Annotated in this window: 20 protein-coding genes; 12 read left to right on the forward strand and 8 right to left on the reverse strand. The window is 57.0% G+C overall.

Translation table 11 applies throughout. The features are described 5' to 3' along the window. Positions 1 to 27: 27 nt before the first annotated feature. Complete coding sequence (rhaS, locus tag ACOTYN_RS19035; RefSeq protein WP_250128350.1) at positions 28 to 861, reverse strand: HTH-type transcriptional activator RhaS; 834 nt, start codon at positions 859 to 861, stop codon at positions 28 to 30. Between the two features lie 301 nt (positions 862 to 1162). Between rhaS and rhaB the strand changes: the two genes are divergently transcribed. The 4 genes from rhaB to rhaM all read left to right on the forward strand — a co-directional run bounded on the left by rhaB (position 1163) and on the right by rhaM (position 5133). Further along, positions 1163 to 2632: a rhamnulokinase gene (gene rhaB, locus ACOTYN_RS19040; protein WP_332958472.1), complete on the forward strand. Its 1470-nt coding sequence runs from the start codon at positions 1163 to 1165 to the stop codon at positions 2630 to 2632. Next, entirely contained in the window at positions 2629 to 3888 is a 1260-nt protein-coding gene (rhaA, locus tag ACOTYN_RS19045; RefSeq protein WP_063614521.1) for an L-rhamnose isomerase, read from the forward strand. The genes rhaB and rhaA overlap by 4 nt, the downstream gene beginning before the upstream one ends. Before the next feature lie 72 nt (positions 3889 to 3960). Beyond that, positions 3961 to 4791 carry a rhamnulose-1-phosphate aldolase gene (gene rhaD, locus ACOTYN_RS19050; RefSeq protein ID WP_071922774.1) on the forward strand — a complete coding sequence of 277 codons (831 nt, stop codon included), beginning with the start codon at positions 3961 to 3963 and terminating at the stop codon, positions 4789 to 4791. A gap of 27 nt (positions 4792 to 4818) precedes the next feature. Beyond that, positions 4819 to 5133, forward strand: a complete 315-nt coding sequence (rhaM, locus tag ACOTYN_RS19055) for an L-rhamnose mutarotase (protein WP_045134867.1) — start codon at positions 4819 to 4821, stop codon at positions 5131 to 5133. Here rhaM and ACOTYN_RS19060 read toward each other — a convergent pair. From ACOTYN_RS19060 to ACOTYN_RS19075, 4 genes are all read right to left on the reverse strand, one after another. Next, positions 5121 to 6398, reverse strand: a complete 1278-nt coding sequence (locus ACOTYN_RS19060; RefSeq protein WP_014885727.1) for an MFS transporter — start codon at positions 6396 to 6398, stop codon at positions 5121 to 5123. The two genes, rhaM and ACOTYN_RS19060, sit on opposite strands and share 13 nt — an antisense overlap. Positions 6399 to 6442: 44 nt before the next feature. Further along, the gene (locus ACOTYN_RS19065; protein WP_332958468.1) at positions 6443 to 8566 is read right to left on the reverse strand and encodes an alpha-galactosidase; all 2124 of its coding nucleotides are present in this window, start codon (positions 8564 to 8566) and stop codon (positions 6443 to 6445) included. A gap of 103 nt (positions 8567 to 8669) precedes the next feature. Beyond that, the gene (locus tag ACOTYN_RS19070) at positions 8670 to 9665 is read right to left on the reverse strand and encodes a LacI family DNA-binding transcriptional regulator (RefSeq protein WP_014885729.1); all 996 of its coding nucleotides are present in this window, start codon (positions 9663 to 9665) and stop codon (positions 8670 to 8672) included. Between the two features lie 17 nt (positions 9666 to 9682). After that, the gene (locus ACOTYN_RS19075) at positions 9683 to 10231 is read right to left on the reverse strand and encodes a helix-turn-helix domain-containing protein (protein WP_014885730.1); all 549 of its coding nucleotides are present in this window, start codon (positions 10229 to 10231) and stop codon (positions 9683 to 9685) included. 103 nt (positions 10232 to 10334) lie between these two features. Here ACOTYN_RS19075 and ACOTYN_RS19080 point away from each other — a divergent pair, with 103 nt between their 5' ends. Together ACOTYN_RS19080 and ACOTYN_RS19085 are read left to right on the forward strand one after the other, a co-directional pair. Next, the gene (locus tag ACOTYN_RS19080) at positions 10335 to 10994 is read left to right on the forward strand and encodes an AzlC family ABC transporter permease (RefSeq protein WP_014885731.1); all 660 of its coding nucleotides are present in this window, start codon (positions 10335 to 10337) and stop codon (positions 10992 to 10994) included. Continuing rightward, entirely contained in the window at positions 10994 to 11317 is a 324-nt protein-coding gene (locus tag ACOTYN_RS19085; protein WP_032635181.1) for an AzlD domain-containing protein, read from the forward strand. Before ACOTYN_RS19080 ends, ACOTYN_RS19085 begins: the two co-directional genes overlap by 1 nt. Positions 11318 to 11358: 41 nt before the next feature. On the opposite strand, the gene ACOTYN_RS19090 is transcribed toward ACOTYN_RS19085, so the two are convergent. Next, the gene (locus tag ACOTYN_RS19090; protein ID WP_014885733.1) at positions 11359 to 11571 is read right to left on the reverse strand and encodes a DUF1471 domain-containing protein; all 213 of its coding nucleotides are present in this window, start codon (positions 11569 to 11571) and stop codon (positions 11359 to 11361) included. A gap of 205 nt (positions 11572 to 11776) precedes the next feature. On the opposite strand from ACOTYN_RS19090, the gene ACOTYN_RS19095 reads away from it, so the two are divergent. Further along, positions 11777 to 12742 (forward strand): hypothetical protein, encoded by a 966-nt coding sequence (locus tag ACOTYN_RS19095; RefSeq protein ID WP_332958466.1) that lies wholly within the window; start codon positions 11777 to 11779, stop codon positions 12740 to 12742. Positions 12743 to 12782: 40 nt separating this feature from the next. Here the strand turns inward: ACOTYN_RS19095 and ACOTYN_RS19100 are convergent, their stop codons facing one another. Then, entirely contained in the window at positions 12783 to 12995 is a 213-nt protein-coding gene (locus ACOTYN_RS19100) for a DUF1471 domain-containing protein (RefSeq protein WP_014885733.1), read from the reverse strand. A gap of 114 nt (positions 12996 to 13109) precedes the next feature. Further along, a complete protein-coding gene (gene fdhD / locus ACOTYN_RS19105; RefSeq protein WP_014885735.1) occupies positions 13110 to 13946 on the reverse strand; it encodes a formate dehydrogenase accessory sulfurtransferase FdhD in 837 nt (278 codons plus the stop codon). Positions 13947 to 14317: 371 nt separating this feature from the next. Here fdhD and fdnG point away from each other — a divergent pair, with 371 nt between their 5' ends. The 5 genes from fdnG to ACOTYN_RS19130 all read left to right on the forward strand — a co-directional run bounded on the left by fdnG (position 14318) and on the right by ACOTYN_RS19130 (position 21707). Next, positions 14318 to 17368 carry a formate dehydrogenase-N subunit alpha gene (fdnG, locus tag ACOTYN_RS19110; RefSeq protein ID WP_086527813.1) on the forward strand — a complete coding sequence of 1017 codons (3051 nt, stop codon included), beginning with the start codon at positions 14318 to 14320 and terminating at the stop codon, positions 17366 to 17368. 12 nt (positions 17369 to 17380) lie between these two features. After that, positions 17381 to 18283, forward strand: a complete 903-nt coding sequence (gene fdxH, locus ACOTYN_RS19115; RefSeq protein WP_008501831.1) for a formate dehydrogenase subunit beta — start codon at positions 17381 to 17383, stop codon at positions 18281 to 18283. After that, entirely contained in the window at positions 18280 to 18915 is a 636-nt protein-coding gene (gene fdoI / locus ACOTYN_RS19120) for a formate dehydrogenase cytochrome b556 subunit (protein WP_008501832.1), read from the forward strand. Before fdxH ends, fdoI begins: the two co-directional genes overlap by 4 nt. Then, the gene (fdhE, locus tag ACOTYN_RS19125) at positions 18912 to 19841 is read left to right on the forward strand and encodes a formate dehydrogenase accessory protein FdhE (protein ID WP_014885738.1); all 930 of its coding nucleotides are present in this window, start codon (positions 18912 to 18914) and stop codon (positions 19839 to 19841) included. Before fdoI ends, fdhE begins: the two co-directional genes overlap by 4 nt. Before the next feature lie 171 nt (positions 19842 to 20012). Then, positions 20013 to 21707, forward strand: coding sequence for a ShlB/FhaC/HecB family hemolysin secretion/activation protein (locus ACOTYN_RS19130; RefSeq protein WP_250128352.1), 1695 nt, complete (start codon positions 20013 to 20015; stop codon positions 21705 to 21707). Positions 21708 to 21709 lie beyond the last annotated feature (2 nt).

Below are 21709 nucleotides of genomic sequence, written 5' to 3' on the forward strand. Positions count from 1 at the left end.
GGCAGCAAAACGTTGACTGGGCTCGCGTTACTGTAGTGAGGTGTCCCTCCCCTGGCGAATATCACGCGGAGACCAGCTGAATTCCCGACGAAACAGCGTCGAAAAGTGGTTACTGTCGCCGAAACCGCAGCGATAAGCGATATCCGTGACGCTTTCATCACTGTGGCGAAGCAGGTGGCGCGCTTTTATCAGCCGCAGACGGTTAAGGTAACGCTGGGGCGTCTGCCCGGTTCGCTGCTTAAGCTGGCGGTGCAGGGTGCGCAGGGAGAGTGAAAAATGACTCGCCAGCATTTCCCAGCAGATATCCTCGGCAATATGTTCCTCCAGCCAGGCCATCAGCTGGTTCAGGCGGGCTTCGCTGCTCTCCCCCTCCACCGGGTTACTGCGGCGCAACGCCACCAGCAGCTGCATAAACAACATCTCGCGCGTGGCGAGCGCATGCATCTCCTGTCCGTCCTGACTCTGCTCCATCTGGAGCAAAATCTGGCGAACCTGCTGCAGCGTGGCCTGATTCACGCGCCAGTGCGACGGATAATGTCCTTCCTTCTCCTGCGGCAGTAGCTGATGAAGCCCCGCGAGAAACTGGAACGCGTCCGGGGATCGATAGAGCACGTTCGTCAGGCACAGGTTGTCGGTATGCTCATACAGATGCCGATCGTGGTCGCGCACAAAGCAGACTGTGCCGCCGCTGATGGTGTAGGGCTGACCGTTAAAGACATGGATGCCCGTGCCATGCTCAACAATCACGATTTCATGAAAATCATGATGATGCTCCGGGAAAGCCGCCTGCGGCAGCCGCGGCTCTATCGCCACAGGCGAGCCACCCGCCGGAAAAAAGTCCACGCTGTGCAGTATGGTCATAACGCCCCCCACCAATGAGAAATGTTCTCAAAATAGTAAATAAGGCCTCTCACCCTCACCTTAAATTTTCGACAGCAAACGCCGCAAAACCTGCCTGTTTTTCAAGAATAAGCGGGAAAGATCCGGAATTGCGGTCAACGTCACAGTGGCTGAACGGCGCGCCTTCGCGGAAAAGTGTGAACCCCCTCACGTTCATCTTTGCTTTCTTGCCAGCGCGGGTTGCGGACTGTCAGTGGCGAGAAGGTGGTCTTTTCGCCCCTTTTTTACACTCAGCGCTAATGATTTCAAGAAGGATCCGACCATGACCTTTCGCCATTGTGTCGCTGTGGATTTAGGCGCATCCAGCGGCCGTGTAATGCTCGCCACCTGGGACTGCGACCAGCACACCCTTTCCCTTCGCGAGATGCATCGTTTTGCGAACTGCCTGCAAAAACAGGACGGCTTTGATACCTGGAACATTGATGAACTTGAGACGGAGATCCGTACCGGGCTCAAAAAAGTCTGCGATAGCGGGATCCTCATCGACAGCATCGGCATAGATACCTGGGGCGTCGATTATGTCTTGCTGGACAGCAGCGGCGCTCGCGTTGGCCTGCCCGTCTCCTACCGCGACAGCCGCACGGATGGCCTGATGGCGCACGCCATCGCCCGGCTCGGTAAGGATGATATCTACGGGCGCAGCGGCATACAGTTTCTGCCGTTTAACACGCTGTATCAGCTGCGCGCGCTGGTCGAGCAGCAGCCAGGGCTGGCAGCAGACGTTGCCCATGTGCTGCTGATCCCGGACTATCTGAGCTATCGCCTGACCGGCAACATGAACTGGGAATATACCAACGCCACCACCACCCAGCTGGTCAACATCAACTCGGATAACTGGGATGAGCACCTGCTGGCCTGGACGGGCGCATCCCCGGCGTGGTTCGGTACGCCGACCCATCCCGGCAACGTCATCGGCCAGTGGGTGTGCCCGCAGGGGAATGCGATCCCGGTCGTTGCCGTGGCGAGCCACGATACCGCCAGCGCGGTTATTGCCTCGCCGCTTTGCGGTAAAGATGCCGCCTATCTCTCTTCCGGCACCTGGTCGCTGATGGGCTTTGAAAGCAAAACGCCTTACGTCAGCGAGGAGGCAATGGCCGCAAATATCACCAACGAAGGCGGGGCCGAAGGGCGCTATCGGGTGTTAAAGAACATTATGGGGTTGTGGCTGCTCCAGCGGGTGCTTAAGGAGCAGAAAATTACCGATCTGCCCGGGCTTATCGCCGACACCGAAAAGCGCAAAGCCTGTACGTTCCTGATTCATCCCAATGACGATCGCTTTATCAATCCGGCGCACATGAGCACCGAGATCCAGGCCGCCTGCCGCGAGGCCGGACAGCCTGTACCATCAAGCCCGGCCGAACTGGCGCGCTGTATTTTTGACAGCCTTGCCCTGCTTTATGCGGATGTGCTGAGCGAGCTGGCCAGCCTTCGCGGCAGACCGTTCAACACGCTGCATATTGTTGGCGGCGGTTGCCAGAACGCGCTGTTAAACCAGCTTTGTGCCGATGCCTGCGGCATCACCGTGGTGGCGGGCCCGGTCGAGGCCTCCACGCTCGGCAATATCGGCATTCAGCTGATGACCCTTGACGAACTGGCCAGCGTGGACGATTTCCGCTCGGTAGTCACCGCCAGCGGCAGCCTGACCACGTTCCTTCCCGATCCCTGCCATGAAATTGCCCGCTACCGGACGCAGTTTCAGCAAAACCGACTGACTAAGGAGCTTTGCGCATGACCACTCAACTTGAACAAGCCTGGAACCTGGCTAAACAGCGTTTCGCCGCCGTCGGCGTGGATGTCGAAGCGGCACTGCGTCAGCTCGACCGTCTGCCGGTCTCCATGCATTGCTGGCAGGGCGATGACGTCGCCGGCTTCGAAAACCCAGGCGGTTCCCTGACGGGGGGTATTCAGGCAACCGGTAACTATCCCGGGAAAGCGCGCAACGCGACCGAACTGCGCGCCGATCTGACGCTGGCGCTCAGCCTGATACCCGGTCCGAAGCGCCTGAACCTGCACGCGATTTATCTGGAATCCGACGAGCCGGTCGCGCGTAATGAAATCCAGCCGAAACACTTTAAAAACTGGGTGGCGTGGGCAAAAGCCAACGGTCTGGGCCTGGACTTCAACCCGTCCTGCTTCTCGCACCCGCTCAGCGCTGACGGCTTTACCCTCGCCCATGCCAGTCACGAGATCCGTCAGTTCTGGATCGACCACGTGAAGGCCTGCCGCCGCGTTTCAGCCTGGTTTGGTGAACAGCTTGGCACCCCGTCGGTGATGAATATCTGGATCCCGGACGGCATGAAGGACGTCACCATTGACCGCCTCGCCCCGCGCCAGCGCCTGCTGGCTGCACTGGATGAAGCCATTAGCGAGAAGCTTAACCCGGCCCACCATATTGATGCCGTGGAGAGCAAGCTGTTCGGCATTGGCGCGGAGAGTTATACCGTCGGCTCGAACGAGTTCTATATGGGTTACGCCACCAGCCGCCAGACTGCCCTGTGTCTGGATGCCGGGCACTTCCACCCGACGGAGGTCATCTCCGACAAAATCTCTGCCGCCATGCTCTACGTGCCGCGCCTGCTGCTGCACGTCAGCCGTCCGGTGCGCTGGGACAGCGACCATGTGGTGTTGCTGGATGACGAAACGCAGGCCATTGCCAGCGAGATCGTTCGCCACGACCTGTTCGACCGCGTTCATATTGGCCTCGACTTCTTTGACGCCTCCATCAACCGCATCGCGGCGTGGGTTATCGGCACCCGCAACATGAAGAAAGCGCTGCTTCGTGCCCTGCTGGAGCCCACTGAAGCACTGAAACAGCTGGAGCAGGAAGGTGACTACACGGCCCGCCTGGCGCTGCTGGAAGAGCAGAAATCGCTGCCGTGGCAGGCCGTGTGGGAAATGTACTGTCAGCGCAACGACGTACCAACAGGCAGCCAGTGGCTGGAGAACGTGCGGGCGTATGAGAAAGACGTGTTGAGCACACGCGGGTGATTCAACCCTCCCCGCAGTATAAGTAGGCCGGGTAAGCATAGCGCCACCCGGCATTTTCAAAGGAACCACAGTATGCAGACCATCACCCATTCCTGGTTCGTCCAGGGCATGATTAAAGCCACCTCTGACGCCTGGTTGAAAGGGTGGGATGAGCGTAACGGCGGCAACCTGACGCTGCGCCTGGACGATGCCGACATCGAGCCGTACACCGCTGATTTCCATCAAAAACCGCGCTATATCGCCCTGAGCCAGCCGATGCCGCTGCTCGCTAACACGCCGTTTATCGTCACCGGATCCGGCAAGTTCTTTCGCAACGTCCAGCTCGACCCGCAGGCCAATCTCGGCGTCGTGAGGGTGGACAGCGACGGCGCGGGCTACCACATTCTTTGGGGGCTCACGGACGAGGCAGTGCCCACCTCTGAACTGCCAGCGCACTTCCTCTCGCACTGCCAGCGCATCAAGGCGACCCACGGTAAAGACCGCGTCATCATGCACTGCCACGCCACCAATTTGATTGCCCTGACCTACGTGCTGGAAAACAACGCCGATCTCATCACCCGCAAGCTGTGGGAAGGCAGCACCGAGTGCCTGGTGGTCTTCCCGGACGGTGTCGGCATTCTGCCGTGGATGGTGCCCGGTACCGACGAGATCGGCCAGGCAACCGCCAAAGAGATGCAAAAGCATTCTCTGGTGCTGTGGCCGTTCCACGGCGTTTTCGGCAGCGGCCCGACGCTGGATGAAACTTTCGGCCTGATCGATACCGCTGAAAAATCAGCTGAAGTGCTGGTGAAGGTCTATTCCATGGGCGGTATGAAGCAGACCATTACCCGGGAAGAGCTGATTGCACTCGGTAAACGCTTTGGCGTTACGCCGATGCAGTCGGCACTGGATTTGTACCCATAGCCGTCCGCGAAAGCGACTGGAGGCATGATGATCCGCAAAGCGTTTGTGATGCAGGTAAACCCGGACGCGCACGAGGAGTATGCGCGTCGCCATAACCCCATATGGCCCGAGCTTGAAGCGGTGCTGAAAGACCACGGCGCGCACCGCTACGCCATTTATCTCGACAAAGCACGCAACCTGCTGTTTGCGACCGTGGAGATTGAATCGGAGGAGCGCTGGCGCGCGGTAGCGAATACCGACGTCTGCCAGCGCTGGTGGGAACATATGGGCGACGTTATGCCGTCAAACCCGGATAACAGCCCGGTGAGTACGGAGCTTACCGAAGTGTTTTACCTGGACTGATGTGTTAACGCTGCTGCCCCCGAGGCGGCAGCAATCTCCTGCCTGCTGCTCAACGTAAACGCCGACACTACCGTAATTGCCAGTACGAAACAGCCCAGCATCAAATACGTCTCCTGGAAACCGATCCGGTCATACATATTTCCGGCAAAGGCAGAAAGGAAAATCGCCGCCGACTGTTTGGCAAACTGGAAGCCGATCAGATAGATAGTCGCCGACAGTCGGGTATCAAACACCCCGGTGATGTACTTAAAGGCGCCCACCAGCAGGAACGGGACTTCCAGCGCGTGCAGCATCTTCAGGGCAATCACCTCCACGGCGGTGGTGGCGAACGACGAGCCGATAATACGCGTCGCCATTATCACCCCGGCGATCAGCAGCGTATTTTTCGCGCCGATACGGTTAATGATCCACGGCGAGCAGAACATGATGATGGCGTTACAGATTTCCCCCGCCGTGGTGGCAAAGCCAAAGGCGCGAGTGCCTTCCTGCGGCGTGGCGAAGAAGGTTTTAAAGAAGGTGGCAAACTGCTGATCGAAAACGTCATACACGCAGGCAACGCCAATCACGTACAGAATGAACATCCACATTCTGCGCTGGCGGAACAGCTTAAAGACGGTTCTGGCAGTGATCTGCGGCTGGTTGGCTCCCAGGGCGTTCATCACCTGCGCCGTCTGGTTGGGCTTCGGCTTCGCGACCACCAGCAGCAGCATCAACAGCAATGCGGCCCCTGATCCCATCCAGAATACATACGACGGATCGATGCCGAACAGGATGCCGCCCGTAGACGCGCATAGCCCCCAGCCGAGACAGCCGAACATGCGCGCCTTGCCGTATTCGAAGAAACTGTTGCGGCTCACGCGTTCGATGTAGGCCTCGATTGCGCCCGATCCCGCCGAGAAGACAAAACCGATATATAACCCGCCGCTCAACGCCCCCAGCCAGATACTGGTTTTCAGCAGGGGCGCGAAGACGTACAGGAAGAACGGTGCGAACAGGAATAACAGCACCGAGATTATCCACAGCAGATGTTTTTTCAGCCCCAGCTTGTCCGAAATCACCCCCAGCACCGGCTGGAACGCAATGGCCGACAGCGAGATGCAGGAGAAAACAATCCCGGTATGGGTTTTATTCAGGCCGATGATATCCGACAGCCAGATCGGCAGGAACGGAAAGCAGGTGGCCATGATGAAGAAGTAGAGAAAGAAGAACAGCCCGAAGATCCAGAAATTGGGGTTGTCTTTGTGGGTACAGGTTGTTGTATTCATTATTTTTATCCTCAACGGAGGGCCAGTTTCCCGGCCCATCACCTTTACACGCGTTCCACGCCAATCAGAATGGCGGTTTCCGGATCGAGAATCGGCAGCGCAATGCCCGCCTGCATCAGCCACTCACCGCTCACCGTTTGCGGTGTTTCCATCCACGCCGGCAGCTTGCGCATGGTGTGCCCGCCTTCGCCCGTAATTTGAATATTCGGGTGATCGAGCAGCGCGACGCGGTACTGCGCGCTGGCCTCCAGCCCCGGCATGCGCAGCGGCATCATCAGGCTATAATCCGGCATCGCGAGCTGGCTGACCATAAATAGCCCCTGCGCCTTGTCTTCGCTCACAATCCCCTGCGCCAGCGTGGTGGCGTCCGGCATATCAATCCGCCATTGGGTGCCGTGGTGGATCACCTCTCGCCACTGCTTGTGCAGCGCGGCGTAATGTCGGTACCCCTCGCGCTCCTGCGCGTCCACGGTGAGCGGATCCAGCTCCAGCCCCATATGGCCAAACATCGCCGTCAGGCCACGGAATTCAATGCTGTGCTGGCGGAAGGTAGCGTGGCATTTATGATGACCGATATGCGCCCCCATCACCTCCGGCGGGAAAAAATAGCTCATGCCACGCTGGATGGTGCTGCGCTCCAGTGCGTCGTTGTTGTCGGACGCCCAGAAGCGATGGCTCCGGCTCAGCACTTCGTAATCAATGCGCCCGCCGCCGGAAGAGCAGGATTCGAATTCAATATGCGGGAAGCGCTCGCCCAGCACGTCCAGCAGCCGGTAAAACTGACGGGTCTGGGCGTCGGCGGCGGCTTTACCGTTGTGTCCCGGCTGCACCAGCTCGCGGTTCATGTCCCACTTCACGTAGTCGATCGCATGCTCGCCCAGCAGCCAGCTCATGCGTTCCACAAGATAATCAAAAGCCTGCGGAATGTTGAGGTTGAGCACCAGCTGATGACGCCCGGTCGCTTGGGCATAGCCCGGCAGCGCCAGCACCCAGTCAGGATGCGCGCGATACAGATCGGAGTCCGGGTTGATCATCTCCGGCTCAACCCAGATACCAAACTCCATGCCGAGCCGTTTGACGTGGTCAATCACCGGCGTCAGGCCATTCGGATATTTTTTCTCATCCAGATACCAGTCGCCCAGCGCGGCGTGGTCGTCATTGCGGCCTTTGAACCAGCCGTCGTCAATAATAAAGCGCTCCACGCCCAGCGTGGCGGCCTCGTCGGCCATGCGCATGATGTAATCCGGATCGTGGTTGAAGTAGATCCCCTCCCAGGTATTGAGGTGTACCGGACGCGGTTTATTTTCCGGGAAGCGGATGACGTTGTCGCGCAGGTAGCGATGGAAAGACTGGCTCATGCCGTTCAGGCCCCGCGGGGAGTAGCTGGCATACAGGCGCGGTGTCCAGAGCGTATCGCCCTCTTCTATCGCCATTTCCCCCGACAGGTAGAGCGCTTCGGCCTGAATATAACGGCGACCGTCGGTTTTCGCTTCCGCGCGCAGGCGATGGTTCCCGCTCCAGCCCAGATGCACGCCCCAGACGTCACCCTGCATTTCGCTGAACGATTGCGTACCGGCTATCAGTGCAGGAAAGTGTTCGTGGGAGGTTTTACCCCGGCGGTTTTCAATCACAACGCTGTCGTGCTCAAGGTTTACGCGGTGCGGCTGGAACTCTCTGATCCAGCGTCCGTGGAAGGCCATCACCTCCCGGGCGCGCTCGGCCACCGGCAGCGTGACGGCAAAGCGGTCAACCTGCCAGGGACGTGCTTTCAGGTTCATTAAACCGTGACGAACCACCAGCACGCCGCTGTCGTCCAGCGCCAGCTCGCTGGTCAGACGCAGGCCCGCATAGTCATCTTCAGCGGTAATCGTCAGGGTGTTTAATTCCTGCTGTACCCGCGTAGTTCTGAATACCGGGGAACCGTCCAGCCCCTGTCGGTGCCCCTCAATACCCGGCGAGCCAAACAGGCCATGCCCGAGTTCAGCCATCAGCGTAACCGGAGAATCGACATCCAGCCTGCCGTTAGCAACGGGCCGGGAAAGGGTTTCAGCATTTTGCGGCAAAAAGTGCTGAAGATGCGGCCCCCAGTAAATAATTTCGGCAAACGGGCGCGTTTTTATCACCACATCTACCGTCGCGCTTTCAAGTCGTAAAATAGAATCTTGCATCAGACATCTCCTGTCATGGGATGCCTTGAGTTTTGATCCGAAACGTTTCGGATACAAACCAAAACGTTTCGGATTTGTGATCGGGTTTAGAAAATGGAGATATTCAGGCCGTCTGGCCGGGGGAGAATTCCGGTTGCCAGAGCACCTGAAGCTGCGCAATATCGTCGCCGTTAATTAGCCGGCGGACCATGTCGGCAATCTGTTTTCCGACACCCTGACGGGTGGACTGGATCACCGACGCCACGTCGGTATCGACGATACTGTCCTGCGGCAGTCCGTCGTAGACCACCAGCGACACGGCGTTGTCGCCGGATAAACGCCCCAGCTGTTCGAGCGCCATCGCCGCCCCGTCGCCGTGGGTGTTGCAGTCAGTAATGATCGCCGTGGGCGGTTGCGGCAGGGCAAGCAGTTCTTTCGTGGTGGCATATCCCACGCGGCGCGACGGCGGCATGGCGCGCAGCCATTCGCTGGAAAGCCCGGCTTCCCGCAGAGCGTCCAGATAGCCCTGACGGCGCTGGGTGATAAATGCCTGATTATTGCTTTCGCCGAGCAGCGCAATACGCTGATGGCCTTTCTCAATCAGCCAACGGGTAGCATTGTACGTACCGGCATAGTTATCGAAATCAAACCACGCGTAAGGCTGCGGCAGCTGGCTGCGCCCAAGCGCCAGGAAAGGGAACCCAGCGGCCTGCAGCTGCTCAAGCCGCGGATCGCGATCCAGCGTATGCGCCACAATCAGCGCGTCGACGCGCCGGCTCTGTACCATGCGCATATAGCTGTGCTTATCCGCCAGATCGTCATCGGCAATGAGCAGTAAGTCGATCTCATGTCGCGCCAGTTCGTGGCTAATTTCGCCGACCATGTCCATAAATACGCTGTTATTGAGCGGAACAGGATGTACGGGAAACACCAGCCCGACCGCGTCAATTTTGCCCATCTTCAGGCGACGGGCGAAGGTGTTAGGTCGGTAACCACGGCGCTGAGCCTCGGCTTCCACGCGGGCGCGCGTCTCAGCAGAGACGTCGTCATAGCCGTTGAGGGCGCGGCTGACGGTCGTAATGGAGAGTCCCAGCTCTTTGGCAATGGCTTTAAGCGACATGATTTTCCGTATCTACGTTAATTTTGTTCCGCCACCAGCAACGCATGCGTGTCTGGCTCCAGCGCCTTAAAAATGTGCGGCTGGTCGGCGGGGTAACAGATGTAATCCCCGGCGGCGAGCTCCTCTGCCGCATCCAGCAGGCCGACCAGGGCCCTTCCCTGCATGACGATAATATGTTCTACCGAGCCAGGCGAATGCGGCTGAGAAATGCGGTCTGCACCCGGCTGGGTCATCAGGAGATAGACATCCCGTCGCGCGCCTGGCGGGCACGCAGCCAGCAGTATGGCTTCATAGTTTGCCTGTCCGGCAACCACTTTCGTTCCTTCACCACGGCGGATCACCTGCGTGCTCGGCAACTGTGGCTCCAGCAAACGGGCGAAGGGAATATCAAGCGCCACGCAGAGCGACCACAGCGTCTCCAGGCTGGGGTTGCCGTTGCCGGATTCCAGCTGGGAAAGCGTGGATTTAGCGATCCCGGCACGGCGGGCAATTTCCGCCAGTGAAAGCCCGGTTCGCAGGCGTTCTCGCACCAGGCTTTTGGCGATTACGCTAATTGGCTGCGTCATATAACGGCCCTTTTGTTCTATAAATCGAACGAATCGTTCGTCTTGAAAAACGGTTCTGTTGCGTTCATTATAATGGATACACGTTCGATATGGCTAAAATTGTATGAAGCATCATCTCTCCTGCCTGAAAGGCGACACGATAAAAGCAATCATCCTGGTTTGCCTCGCGGTCGGCGTGGTCGGGATGTCTTACGGCTCACTGGCGATGGCCTACGGTTTCCCGCTTTGGGTGCCGTTTGTTCTCTCGCTCACCGTCCTCGCGGGCGCATCGGAATTTATGTTTATCGGCATTGTGGCCAGCGGCGGTAACCCTCTGGCGGCGGCGGCAGCCGGTTTGCTGGTCAACGCACGCCATGTGCCGTTTGGCGTGACGGTGCGTGAACTGGTAGGCAAGCGCGGCCTGAGCCTGTTGGGCTGCCACATTATGAATGACGAAAGCGTGGTGTTTGGCCTGTCGCAAAAAACGCCCGAGCAGCGTAAGGCGGCGTACTGGTTATGTGGTTTAGGCGTTGCAATTATCTGGCCGGTGGGCGCCTTGCTGGGCGCCATGGTCGGTAAGCTGCTCCCGGCCCCGGAAACCATCGGGCTGGATGCGGTCTTTCCGGCCATTCTGCTGGCGTTAGTGGTTCCCGCGTTTAAAAACCGTACCACGTTAATCCGCGCCTGTAGCGGTGCCGTGCTATCCCTGGCTGCCGTACCGTTTGCCCCGGTGGGATTACCGGTGCTGCTCTCTTTACTCGGTCTCGCTGCGAGGAAGAAATAATGGGAAATATGACGATTTTTATTCTCGGCATCGCCATTTTGTCTGCGGGAACCTATTTGATGCGTCTCGGCGGAGCAAAACTCGGCAACCGACTGGCACTCTCTGAACGATCTCAGGCACTGCTGTCAGATGCGGCAACGGTGTTGCTGTTTTCTGTGGCACTGGCGACCACATTTTATGAAGGGGAACATTTCGCCGGGATGGCGCGCGTGCTGGGCGTGGCGTTTGCGGTATTTCTGGCGTGGCGAAAAATGCCATTGATTGTGGTGATCATCGCGGCGGCAGTAGTGACGGCGCTACTGCGCGTGGCGGGTATAAACTAAAAAAAGCGCCCCGGGGGCGCTCTTTCGACGGTGTGACTGGCTTATTTATTCAGTTCAGCAGTCATGTGTACGCGGTTACCCGTGAATGCCTGGGTAATTTTGTAGGATGATGCACCCGCTTCCTGAGCCTGTGCCGCGATTTTAGCTTCTGCACCGTCGATGGTAGAGGCGGTTGCGGTCACAGTCTGTGCAGCGAAAGAACCGAAAGAAGCAGCCAGAGCGATTACAGCGACAAAAGTTTTGATGCTTTTCATGATATAAACCCTTTCATTAAGTTGTTCAGGTAAAGCACTGTGCCTTGATGAGATAAATACTAGACCTCATCGCGAACAACTAAAAGCGGAAGGATTTGCTATTATCATTCAAAATTACTGAACTCAAAAAAAAACGTTATGCATTGCGCTGATATCTGTTTCCTGATGTCCTGAACGTCAGCCTTTTTCAGGGAGAAAAACGCCGATGCAAAGCAGAAAACAACCCTCATTCCTCATCAGACATAGTACTGCCGTCCATTTTATCGCTTATGCGGGCGCCATTTTTGTCATAACGCCCTTTAACAGTAAAGCGATGCCCGTCTTCGTCTGGATGGCCATGCTGATAGCCTGCGCTATCATCATTTCCTCACGCATAAAACCCCTCACGCTGTTGCAGCTGTCCCAAATGGAATGGGGTGAATACAAAAAAATAGCGGGCTCGACGCTGATGTCTTCTCTGCTGTTTTTAACATCGTGCGTGGCATTTAAATATTTCGCCGGAAATGGCCTGGAGCTACCCGTCACGCTCGCGATCGGGACGGTGGGATGTATCTACTATTCCATCACCCTCTATCTGGACGCCGTGGATGATGACAGAAAGAAAATTGCGAAAAAGGCTTTCACCCTTACACGTGGTGTATGGCTGTTAATTTCCTTCATCTGCTACATACTGGCGCGAAAGGTCTTTATGGACGTCACGGATGTCACCTACGAGGCGACTTTCAATAAAATTACGTCGTTTGGATTCTTTTTAATCTTCTGCACCTTATTCTTTTCCATGGTATTTCTGCTATTCACGATGGCGCTTCCCTTGTTGCAGAATTCATCGGTTCAGTTTAACGTCATGGCGATTTCTGCCCCCCTTTTCTGCGCTGGCTATATCTTCTTTATTGCCTATAACGTCAATACCAACCGGGTGCTTGAATACGTCCTCAATGTGACAATCGATTACGACACTCGGGATACGTTTTACTGTAACAATGAATATCGAATTCTCAACGACTATCCCAATGCGCGCTTTATGATGGTAGGTGAAGGTAATTATCGCGTGTTTACGCCAAAAAAGCGGGATTACGGGATCTGGCGTCTGACCTGTAAAAACTTCGCGCCTTTTTATTCCCTGGTAGAGGTTCAGGATAGAAAAGATATTGTTAAAAAAGAGAAAAAATAAAAAAGCGCCCCGGGGGCGCTCTTTCGACGGTGTGACTGGCTTATTTATTCAGTTCAGCAGTCATGTGTACGCGGTTACCCGTGAATGCCTGGGTAATTTTGTAGGATGATGCACCCGCTTCCTGAGCCTGTGCCGCGATTTTAGCTTCTGCACCGTCAATGGTAGAGGCGGTTGCGGTCACAGTCTGTGCAGCGAAAGAACCGAAAGAAGCAGCCAGAGCGATTACAGCGACAAAAGTTTTGATGCTTTTCATGATATAAACCCTTTCGTTAAGTTGTTTTGATAAGGCACCGTGCCTTGATGAGATAAATACTAGACCTCATCCCGAACAACTAAAAGCGGAAGGTTTTGCCTGAAACATTCAAAATTATTGATCAACTATTAATCGCTGTGGATGGGTATAGATTGTTGCCCTTCCCGGCTTGCAGAACCCGACCAGCGTCAGGTTGCAGCGCTCCGCCACTTCCACCGCCAGCGTTGTGGCCGCCGATACCGCAAACAGGATTTCCACACCGCACATTGCGGACTTTTGCACCATCTCATAACTTGCACGGCTGGAAACAAGCGCCGCGCCCTGTTGCCAGACCTCGCTTTCTCGCGCCCGGCGTCCCAGCAGCTTATCCAGCGCGACATGGCGGCCCACGTCTTCATGCCCTCCGGCAATATCGCCCGACGGCAACACCCACGCCGCCGCATGCGTACAACCGCTCAACTGGCCGATGGGCTGTACGTCGTTGAGATGCTCAAGCGCATGATCAAGGTGTGCCAGATTGAAGGTCTGGGTAAACGGCAATGGCGCAACGGGCTTGCCGATATCATTGAGCTGCTCAACGCCACACACGCCGCAGCCGGTGCGTCCGGCCAGCGCGCGGCGGCGCTCTTTCAACCCCATAAAGCGACGGCTGGAGAGTTCGATTTGCACTTCAAGACCGTTACACGCCTTCACCACGTCCATCCCGTAGATCTCCTGCGGATGCGCAATAATGCCTTCCGAGAGAGAAAAGCCAATGGCGAACAGGTCGAGATCTTTCGGCGAAGCCATCATCACCACATGCGAAATACCGTTGTAAACAAGCGCAACAGGCACTTCTTCCGCCAGCAAATCGGGCGTGGCGTGGGTAATGTGGGGCGGTCTGCGTACCGACAGTTCCACAATGCCTGCAGGCAGTGGCGACGAGTGGGTAGCACGGTTTTGTTTAGACACAGCGGTATTCCTGAACAACCACGGAGGTGAGCCTGCTATTGCAGCATAAACAACAGGCCTTACGCATAGTATGGATCAACTTTTCGACAATCATTCTCCTACTCATTTAGAAGGGGTGCAACCCGGCCAGCGCTACACCGCTTTAACATGCAGAAGCAATAGCGTGATCTGTATCACACTTTATAATCAACATGGTGATAATACGTTCACTTTGTATTAACGCCATTAGAACAGGTGTACCGACATTGTGGTATTCTGATGATATCCCTCGGAGAAATGAGGGATTAACGCAAATTTTTTCCTTTGCGGTCATTCTTCAACCGCGAAGTCAAAACTACATATGTAAGCAATGTCGAAACAAGGAGTGACCCATGCAGGTCAGCAGAAGGCAGTTCTTTAAGATCTGCGCTGGCGGTATGGCAGGCACAACGGCAGCAGCACTGGGCTTTGCGCCCGGCGTCGCGCTGGCGGAAACGCGGCAGTATAAACTGCTGCGCACCCGTGAAACCCGTAATACCTGTACGTACTGCTCTGTCGGTTGCGGGCTGTTAATGTATAGCCTCGGCGACGGTGCTAAAAACGCCAAAGCGTCTATTTTCCATATCGAAGGTGACCCGGATCACCCGGTCAACCGCGGCGCGCTGTGTCCGAAAGGGGCCGGTCTGGTGGACTTTATCCACTCTGAAAGCCGCCTGAAGTTCCCTGAATATCGTGCGCCTGGCTCCGACAAATGGCAGCAAATCAGCTGGGAAGAGGCGTTTGACCGCATCGCTAAACATATTAAAGAAGACCGTGATGCGAACTTCATTGAGAAGAACGCCGACGGCGTGACGGTCAACCGCTGGCTCTCCACCGGGATGCTGTGTGCTTCAGCGTCCAGTAATGAAACCGGCTATTTAACCCAGAAATTTACGCGCGCACTCGGTATGCTCGCGGTCGACAACCAGGCGCGTGTCTGACACGGACCAACGGTAGCAAGTCTTGCTCCAACATTTGGTCGCGGTGCGATGACCAACCACTGGGTCGACATCAAGAACGCCAACCTTATTGTGGTGATGGGCGGTAACGCCGCTGAAGCGCACCCTGTCGGGTTCCGCTGGGCGATGGAAGCCAAAATCCACAACGGTGCGAAACTGATTGTGATCGATCCCCGCTTCACGCGTACAGCGTCAGTGGCGGATTTCTACACCCCTATTCGTTCAGGTACTGACATCACTTTCCTGTCAGGCGTATTGCTGTACCTGATGACCAACGAAAAATACAACCGCGAATACACCGAAGCCTATACCAACGCCAGCCTGATCGTGCGTGAGGATTACCACTTCGAAGATGGCCTGTTCAGCGGTTACGACGCCGAAAAACGCAAGTACGACAAAACCAGCTGGAACTACGAGCTGGATGAGAAAGGCTTTGCGAAACGCGATACCACCCTGCAACACCCGCGGTGCGTGTGGAACCTGCTGAAAGAGCACGTCTCCCGCTATACGCCGGAGGTGGTTGAAAACATCTGTGGTACGCCGAAGGCGGACTTCCTGAAGGTGTGCGAGCTGATCGCCGAAACCAGCGCGAAAGATAAAACCGCGTCGTTCCTCTACGCCCTCGGCTGGACGCAACACTCCATCGGTGCGCAGAACATCCGTACCATGGCGATGGTTCAGCTCCTGCTCGGCAACATGGGCATGGCAGGCGGCGGCGTGAACGCCCTGCGCGGTCACTCCAACATTCAGGGTCTGACCGACCTCGGCCTGCTGTCTCAAAGCCTGACAGGTTATATGAACCTGCCAAGCGAGAAACAAACCGACCTGCAAACCTACCTGACGGCCAGCACGCCAAAACCGCTGCTCGAAGGCCAGGTGAACTACTGGGGCAACTATCCGAAGTTCTTCGTCTCGCTGATGAAAGCCTTCTACGGCGACAAGGCGACGGCGGAAAACAGCTGGGGCTTTGACTGGCTGCCTAAGTGGGACAAAGGCTACGACGTGCTTCAGTACTTCGAGATGATGCATCAGGGTCAGGTCAACGGCTATATCTGCCAGGGCTTTAACCCGGTGGCCTCGTTCCCGAACAAGAACAAGGTTGTTGAGTCCCTGTCGAAACTGAAGTTCCTGGTGACGATTGACCCGCTCAATACTGAAACCTCGACCTTCTGGCAGAACCACGGCGAATCGAACGACGTCGATCCGTCGAAGATTCAGACTGAAGTGTTCCGTCTGCCATCCACCTGCTTCGCGGAAGAGAACGGGTCTATTGTCAACTCCGGCCGCTGGCTGCAGTGGCACTGGAAAGGTGCGGACGCCCCGGGCATCGCCATGAACGACGGCGAGATCCTGGCCGGTATTTTCTTACGCCTGCGTAAGATGTACGCGGCTGAAGGTGGCGCGAACCCGGAACCGGTGTTGAACATGACCTGGAACTACTCGACGCCTGAAAATCCTGCGCCGGAAGAAGTGGCGATGGAGAGCAACGGTAAGGCGCTGGCGGATGTTATCGACCCGACCACCGGCACCGTGCTGGCGAAGAAAGGCGATCAGCTCAGTACCTTCGCCCATCTGCGCGATGACGGTACAACGTCAAGCGGCTGTTGGATCTTCGCTGGTAGCTGGACGCCGAAAGGCAACCAGATGGCCAACCGCGACAACGCCGACCCGTCGGGCCTCGGCAATACGCTGGGCTGGGCGTGGGCGTGGCCGCTTAACCGTCGCATCCTCTATAACCGTGCCTCCGCAGACCCGCAGGGCAACCCGTGGGATCCGAAGCGTCAGCTTCTGAAGTGGGACGGCGCGAAATGGGGCGGCGTGGATATTCCGGACTACAGCACTGCCGCACCAGGCAGCGATGTCGGACCCTTTATCATGCAGCCTGAAGGGATGGGACGTCTGTTTGCCATTGATAAGATGGCAGAAGGGCCATTCCCGGAACACTACGAGCCGTTTGAGACGCCGCTGGGCACTAACCCGCTGCACCCGAACGTGGTCTCTAACCCGGCAGCGCGTATCTTCAAGGGCGACTTTGAAGCGCTGGGTAAAAAAGACAAGTTCCCGTACGTGGGCACCACCTATCGTCTGACCGAGCACTTCCACTACTGGACCAAGCACGCGCTGCTTAACGCCATCGCGCAGCCGGAGCAGTTTGTGGAGATCGGCGAGAAGCTGGCGAACAAGCTCGGCATCGCCCATGGCGATACCGTGAAGGTCTCCTCTAACCGCGGCTACATTAAAGCCAAGGCGGTGGTGACCAAGCGTATTCGCACGCTGAACGTTCATGGTCAGCAGGTGGATACCATCGGTATCCCAATTCACTGGGGTTATGAGGGCGTGGCGAAGAAAGGGTTCATTGCGAATACTCTGACGCCGTTCGTCGGTGATGCGAACACGCAGACGCCGGAGTTTAAGGCCTTCCTCGTGAACGTGGAAAAGGTGTAACGGAGACGACTTATGGCTTATCAATCTCAAGACATTATCCGTCGTTCCGCGACTAACGGTTTCACGCCCGCGCCTCAGGCGCGGGACCACCAGCAGGAAGTGGCGAAACTTATCGACGTGACCACCTGTATCGGCTGTAAAGCCTGTCAGGTGGCCTGCTCTGAGTGGAACGATCTGCGTGACGAAGTGGGTCACAACGTTGGGGTGTACGACAACCCTGCGGACCTGACCGCCAAGTCCTGGACGGTGATGCGTTTCTCGGAAGTGGAGCAGAACGACAAACTGGAATGGCTTATCCGCAAAGATGGCTGTATGCACTGCGCGGATCCGGGCTGCCTGAAGGCATGTCCGTCAGAAGGGGCTATCATTCAGTATGCCAACGGCATCGTCGACTTCCAGTCCGAGCAGTGCATCGGCTGCGGCTACTGCATTGCGGGCTGTCCGTTCGACGTACCGCGCCTGAACCCGGAAGACAACCGCGTCTACAAATGTACGCTGTGCGTTGACCGCGTCACTGTCGGCCAGGAGCCCGCGTGCGTGAAGACCTGCCCAACCGGCGCTATCCACTTTGGCTCTAAAGAGGATATGAAAACGCTGGCGGCAGAGCGCGTGGGCGAGCTGAAAACCCGTGGTTACGACAATGCGGGCCTGTACGATCCGGCCGGTGTTGGTGGTACGCATGTGATGTATGTGCTGCACCATGCCGACAAGCCGAATCTGTATCACGGCCTGCCGGAGAACCCGGAAATCAGCGCCACCGTGAAGTTCTGGAAAGGCATCTGGAAACCGCTGGCCGCGGTAGGTTTTGCTGCCACCTTCGCAGCGAGCATCTTCCACTACGTCGGCGTCGGTCCGAACCGTGCGGAAGAGGAAGACGACAACCTGCATGAAGAGAAAGACGAGGTGCGCAAATGAGAAAACGTGACACCATCGTGCGCTACACCGCGCCGGAACGCATCAACCACTGGGTCACCGCCTTCTGCTTCATGCTGGCGGCGATAAGCGGGCTGGGGTTCTTCTTCCCCTCCTTCAACTGGCTGATGCAGATCATGGGGACACCACAACTGGCGCGTATACTGCACCCGTTTGTTGGCGTCATCATGTTCGCGTCGTTCATCATCATGTTTTTCCGCTACTGGCACCATAACCTAATCAATCGGGATGATATCTTTTGGGCGAAGAATATTCGTAAGATCGTCGTCAACGAGGAAGTAGGTGATACCGGGCGTTATAACTTCGGTCAGAAATGCGTATTCTGGGCGGCGATTATCTTCCTGGTCCTGTTGCTGGTCAGCGGCGTGATCATCTGGCGTCCGTATTTTGCGCCTGCTTTCTCAATCCCGGTGATCCGATTCGCGCTGATGCTGCATTCATTTGCCGCAGTGGCGCTAATTGTGGTTATCATGGTGCATATTTACGCCGCCCTCTGGGTGAAAGGCACCATTACCGCGATGGTGGAAGGCTGGGTAACCAGTACGTGGGCGAAGAAACATCACCCGCGCTGGTACCGTGAAGTCCGCCAGAAACAGGAAAAGTCATCTGAATGAGTATTCGCATAATCCCGCAAGATGAGCTGGGGTCGAGCGAGAAACGTACGGCGGAGTATATTCCGCCGTTGTTATTCCCCAGACTCAAGAACCTCTACAACCGCCGCGCAGAGCGTCTGCGCGAGCTGGCAGAGAACAACCCGCTGGGCGATTTTCTGCGTTTTGCTGCGCTTGTCGCCCACGCGCAGGAAGTGGTGCTGTACGACCACCCACTGCAAATGGACCTGACTGCGCGCATCAAAGAAGCCAATGAGCAGGGCAAGCCGCCGCTGGATATTCACGTCCTGCCGCGCGACAAGCACTGGCACAAACTGCTGCATTCGCTGATTGCCGAGCTGAAGCCCGAAATGAGTGGTACTGCGCTGGCGGTCATTGAGAACCTGGAAAAAGCGTCCGAACAGGAGCTGGAAGAGATGGCGAGTGCGCTGTTTGCTTCCGACTTCTCGCTGGTCAGCAGTGATAAAGCGCCGTTTATCTGGGCGGCACTGTCGCTCTACTGGGCGCAGATGGCAAGCCTGATCCCCGGCAAAGCCCGCGCCGAGTACGGTGAAGCGCGCCAGTTCTGCCCGGTGTGCGGTTCCATGCCGGTCTCCAGCATGGTACAGATTGGCACCACCCAGGGGCTGCGCTACCTGCACTGCAACCTGTGCGAAACCGAATGGCACGTCGTGCGCGTGAAGTGCAGCAACTGCGAGCAGACCCGCGATCTCAACTACTGGTCGCTGGAAAATGAAGAAGCGGCAGTGAAAGCTGAAAGCTGCGGCGACTGTGGGACCTACCTGAAGATTCTGTATCAGGAAAAAGACCCGAAAGTCGAAGCGGTAGCCGACGATCTCGCCTCGCTGATTCTGGATGCCAAAATGGAGCAGGAGGGCTTCGCCCGCAGCTCAATCAACCCGTTCCTGTTCCCGGGTGAAGGGGAGTAATCTCCCGTAACCGTGCCGGGCGGCGCAAGCTTGCCCGGCCAGTCATACCCGCTTTAATCCGCTTCCGTACTTTCCCCCACTTTCAGATTTTATTTAGCCGCTACGCGTAGAAAAGTCGCTGTGACTTCGTCACGATCCCTTGCAATAAAACATTACATTTTGTAAGGGAAAATGTTGAAAAGGGAATTTCGACCAGTCGCAACGAAGCGCACCGGCTTTTTTATCTGTGCTGTTCTCAGCCTTTCATCGGGTGCCAGCGCCGCACCGGGTGATGAACCGTTTATCCTGCAACAGCAGCGTCAGCAGGCGCTGGAAACCCAACTGACGCCCCAGGCGCCTGACGTTCGGCTGCAATCTTCGGCAACACGTAACGAAAGCGGCGAATTTGCCGCCGAAACGCCCTGCTTCACCATCCATGACGTGACGCTGACGGGGCATAACGCCCTCCCGCACTGGGTACCGCTGCAGCGCATCGCGAATCAGTCCGTCGGGAAGTGCCTCGGCGCACGGGGTATCAACCACGTGATGAGCCTGCTGCAAAACCGGCTGATCGCCCACGGCTGGACAACCGCACGCGTGCTGGCTCCCGCTCAGGATTTAAAAAGCGGCCATTTAACACTGGCCGTTATTCCGGGGAAAATACGCCACGTCACATTGACCGATAACAGCCGTCGCGGGTTATGGCTTTACAGCGCCTTCCCGGCACATGACGGTAATCTGCTCGACCTGCGGGATATCGAGCAGGGTCTGGAGAACCTTCAGCGTCTGCCCACCGTCCAGGTTGAGATGGATATCGTTCCGGCTGAACAGCCGGGTGAGAGCGATATCGTGATTACCCGCCAGCAGAGCAAATTCTGGCGGCTTGGCCTGTCGCTTGATGATTCTGGCTCGTCGTCAACGGGCCGCTATCAGGGTGGGCTAACGCTGTCGCTGGATAACCCGCTGGCGCTGAGCGATCTCTTCTGGTTTTCCATTAACCATGACCTTCAAACCGGGCCGGAAAAAGGCAACCAAAACCTCAGCGCCCACTGGTCTGTTCCCGTGGGCTGGTGGGCATTTTCCGTTACCGGCAGCGATTACCACTATCACCAGACCGTGGCGGGGCTAAACGGCGACATTCGGTACAGCGGCAAAAGCCAGAGTCTGGTGGCGCAGGCCAGCCGGGTTCTGCACCGCAGCAGCGCCCAAAAAACCACGTTCACCTGGGACGTGGAGAGCCGGACAACGAAAAACTACATCAACGACACGGAAGTGGAAGTTCAGCGCCGCCACGTCTCTTCATGGAAGGCCGGGCTTCAGCATCGCCACTATATCGGCCCCGCCACGGTTGATGCTGGCATCAGCTACCAGCGCGGCACGCGATGGTTTGGCGCCCAGCCAGCCCCCGAAGAAACGTTCGATGAAGCCACCGCGCTGGGCCGAATTCTTCGCACCAACGCACGCCTGAGCCTGCCGTTCGCACTCAGCACGCAGCACTTGCGTTACGACGTAGCCTGGCAGCGTCAGACCAGCAACACGCCGCTCACTTCACAGGATCAGTTCGCCATCGGCGGGCGCTGGACGGTGCGCGGCTTCGACGGCGAACGCACGCTCAACGCCGATCGCGGCTGGCTGGTTCGAAACGATCTCTCCTGGCAGACCCCGCTTGCCGGAACCGAGCTCTATCTGGCTGCCGACTATGGCGAGGTCGCTGGCAACGGTACGGAATACCTGGCGGGCAACCATCTTGCGGGTGGCGCGGCGGGCTTGCGCGGTGCGCTCTGGAAAGTGGGATACGACGCCTTCGCGGGCGTGCCGTTCTCCCACCCGGACGGTTTTAAAACCAGCCCGGCAACCTTCGGCTTCAACCTCAACATGGATTTCTGAGT

Source organism: Enterobacter cloacae complex sp. IR5458, from assembly GCF_049238025.1.
Lineage (GTDB): Bacteria > Pseudomonadota > Gammaproteobacteria > Enterobacterales > Enterobacteriaceae > Enterobacter > Enterobacter kobei.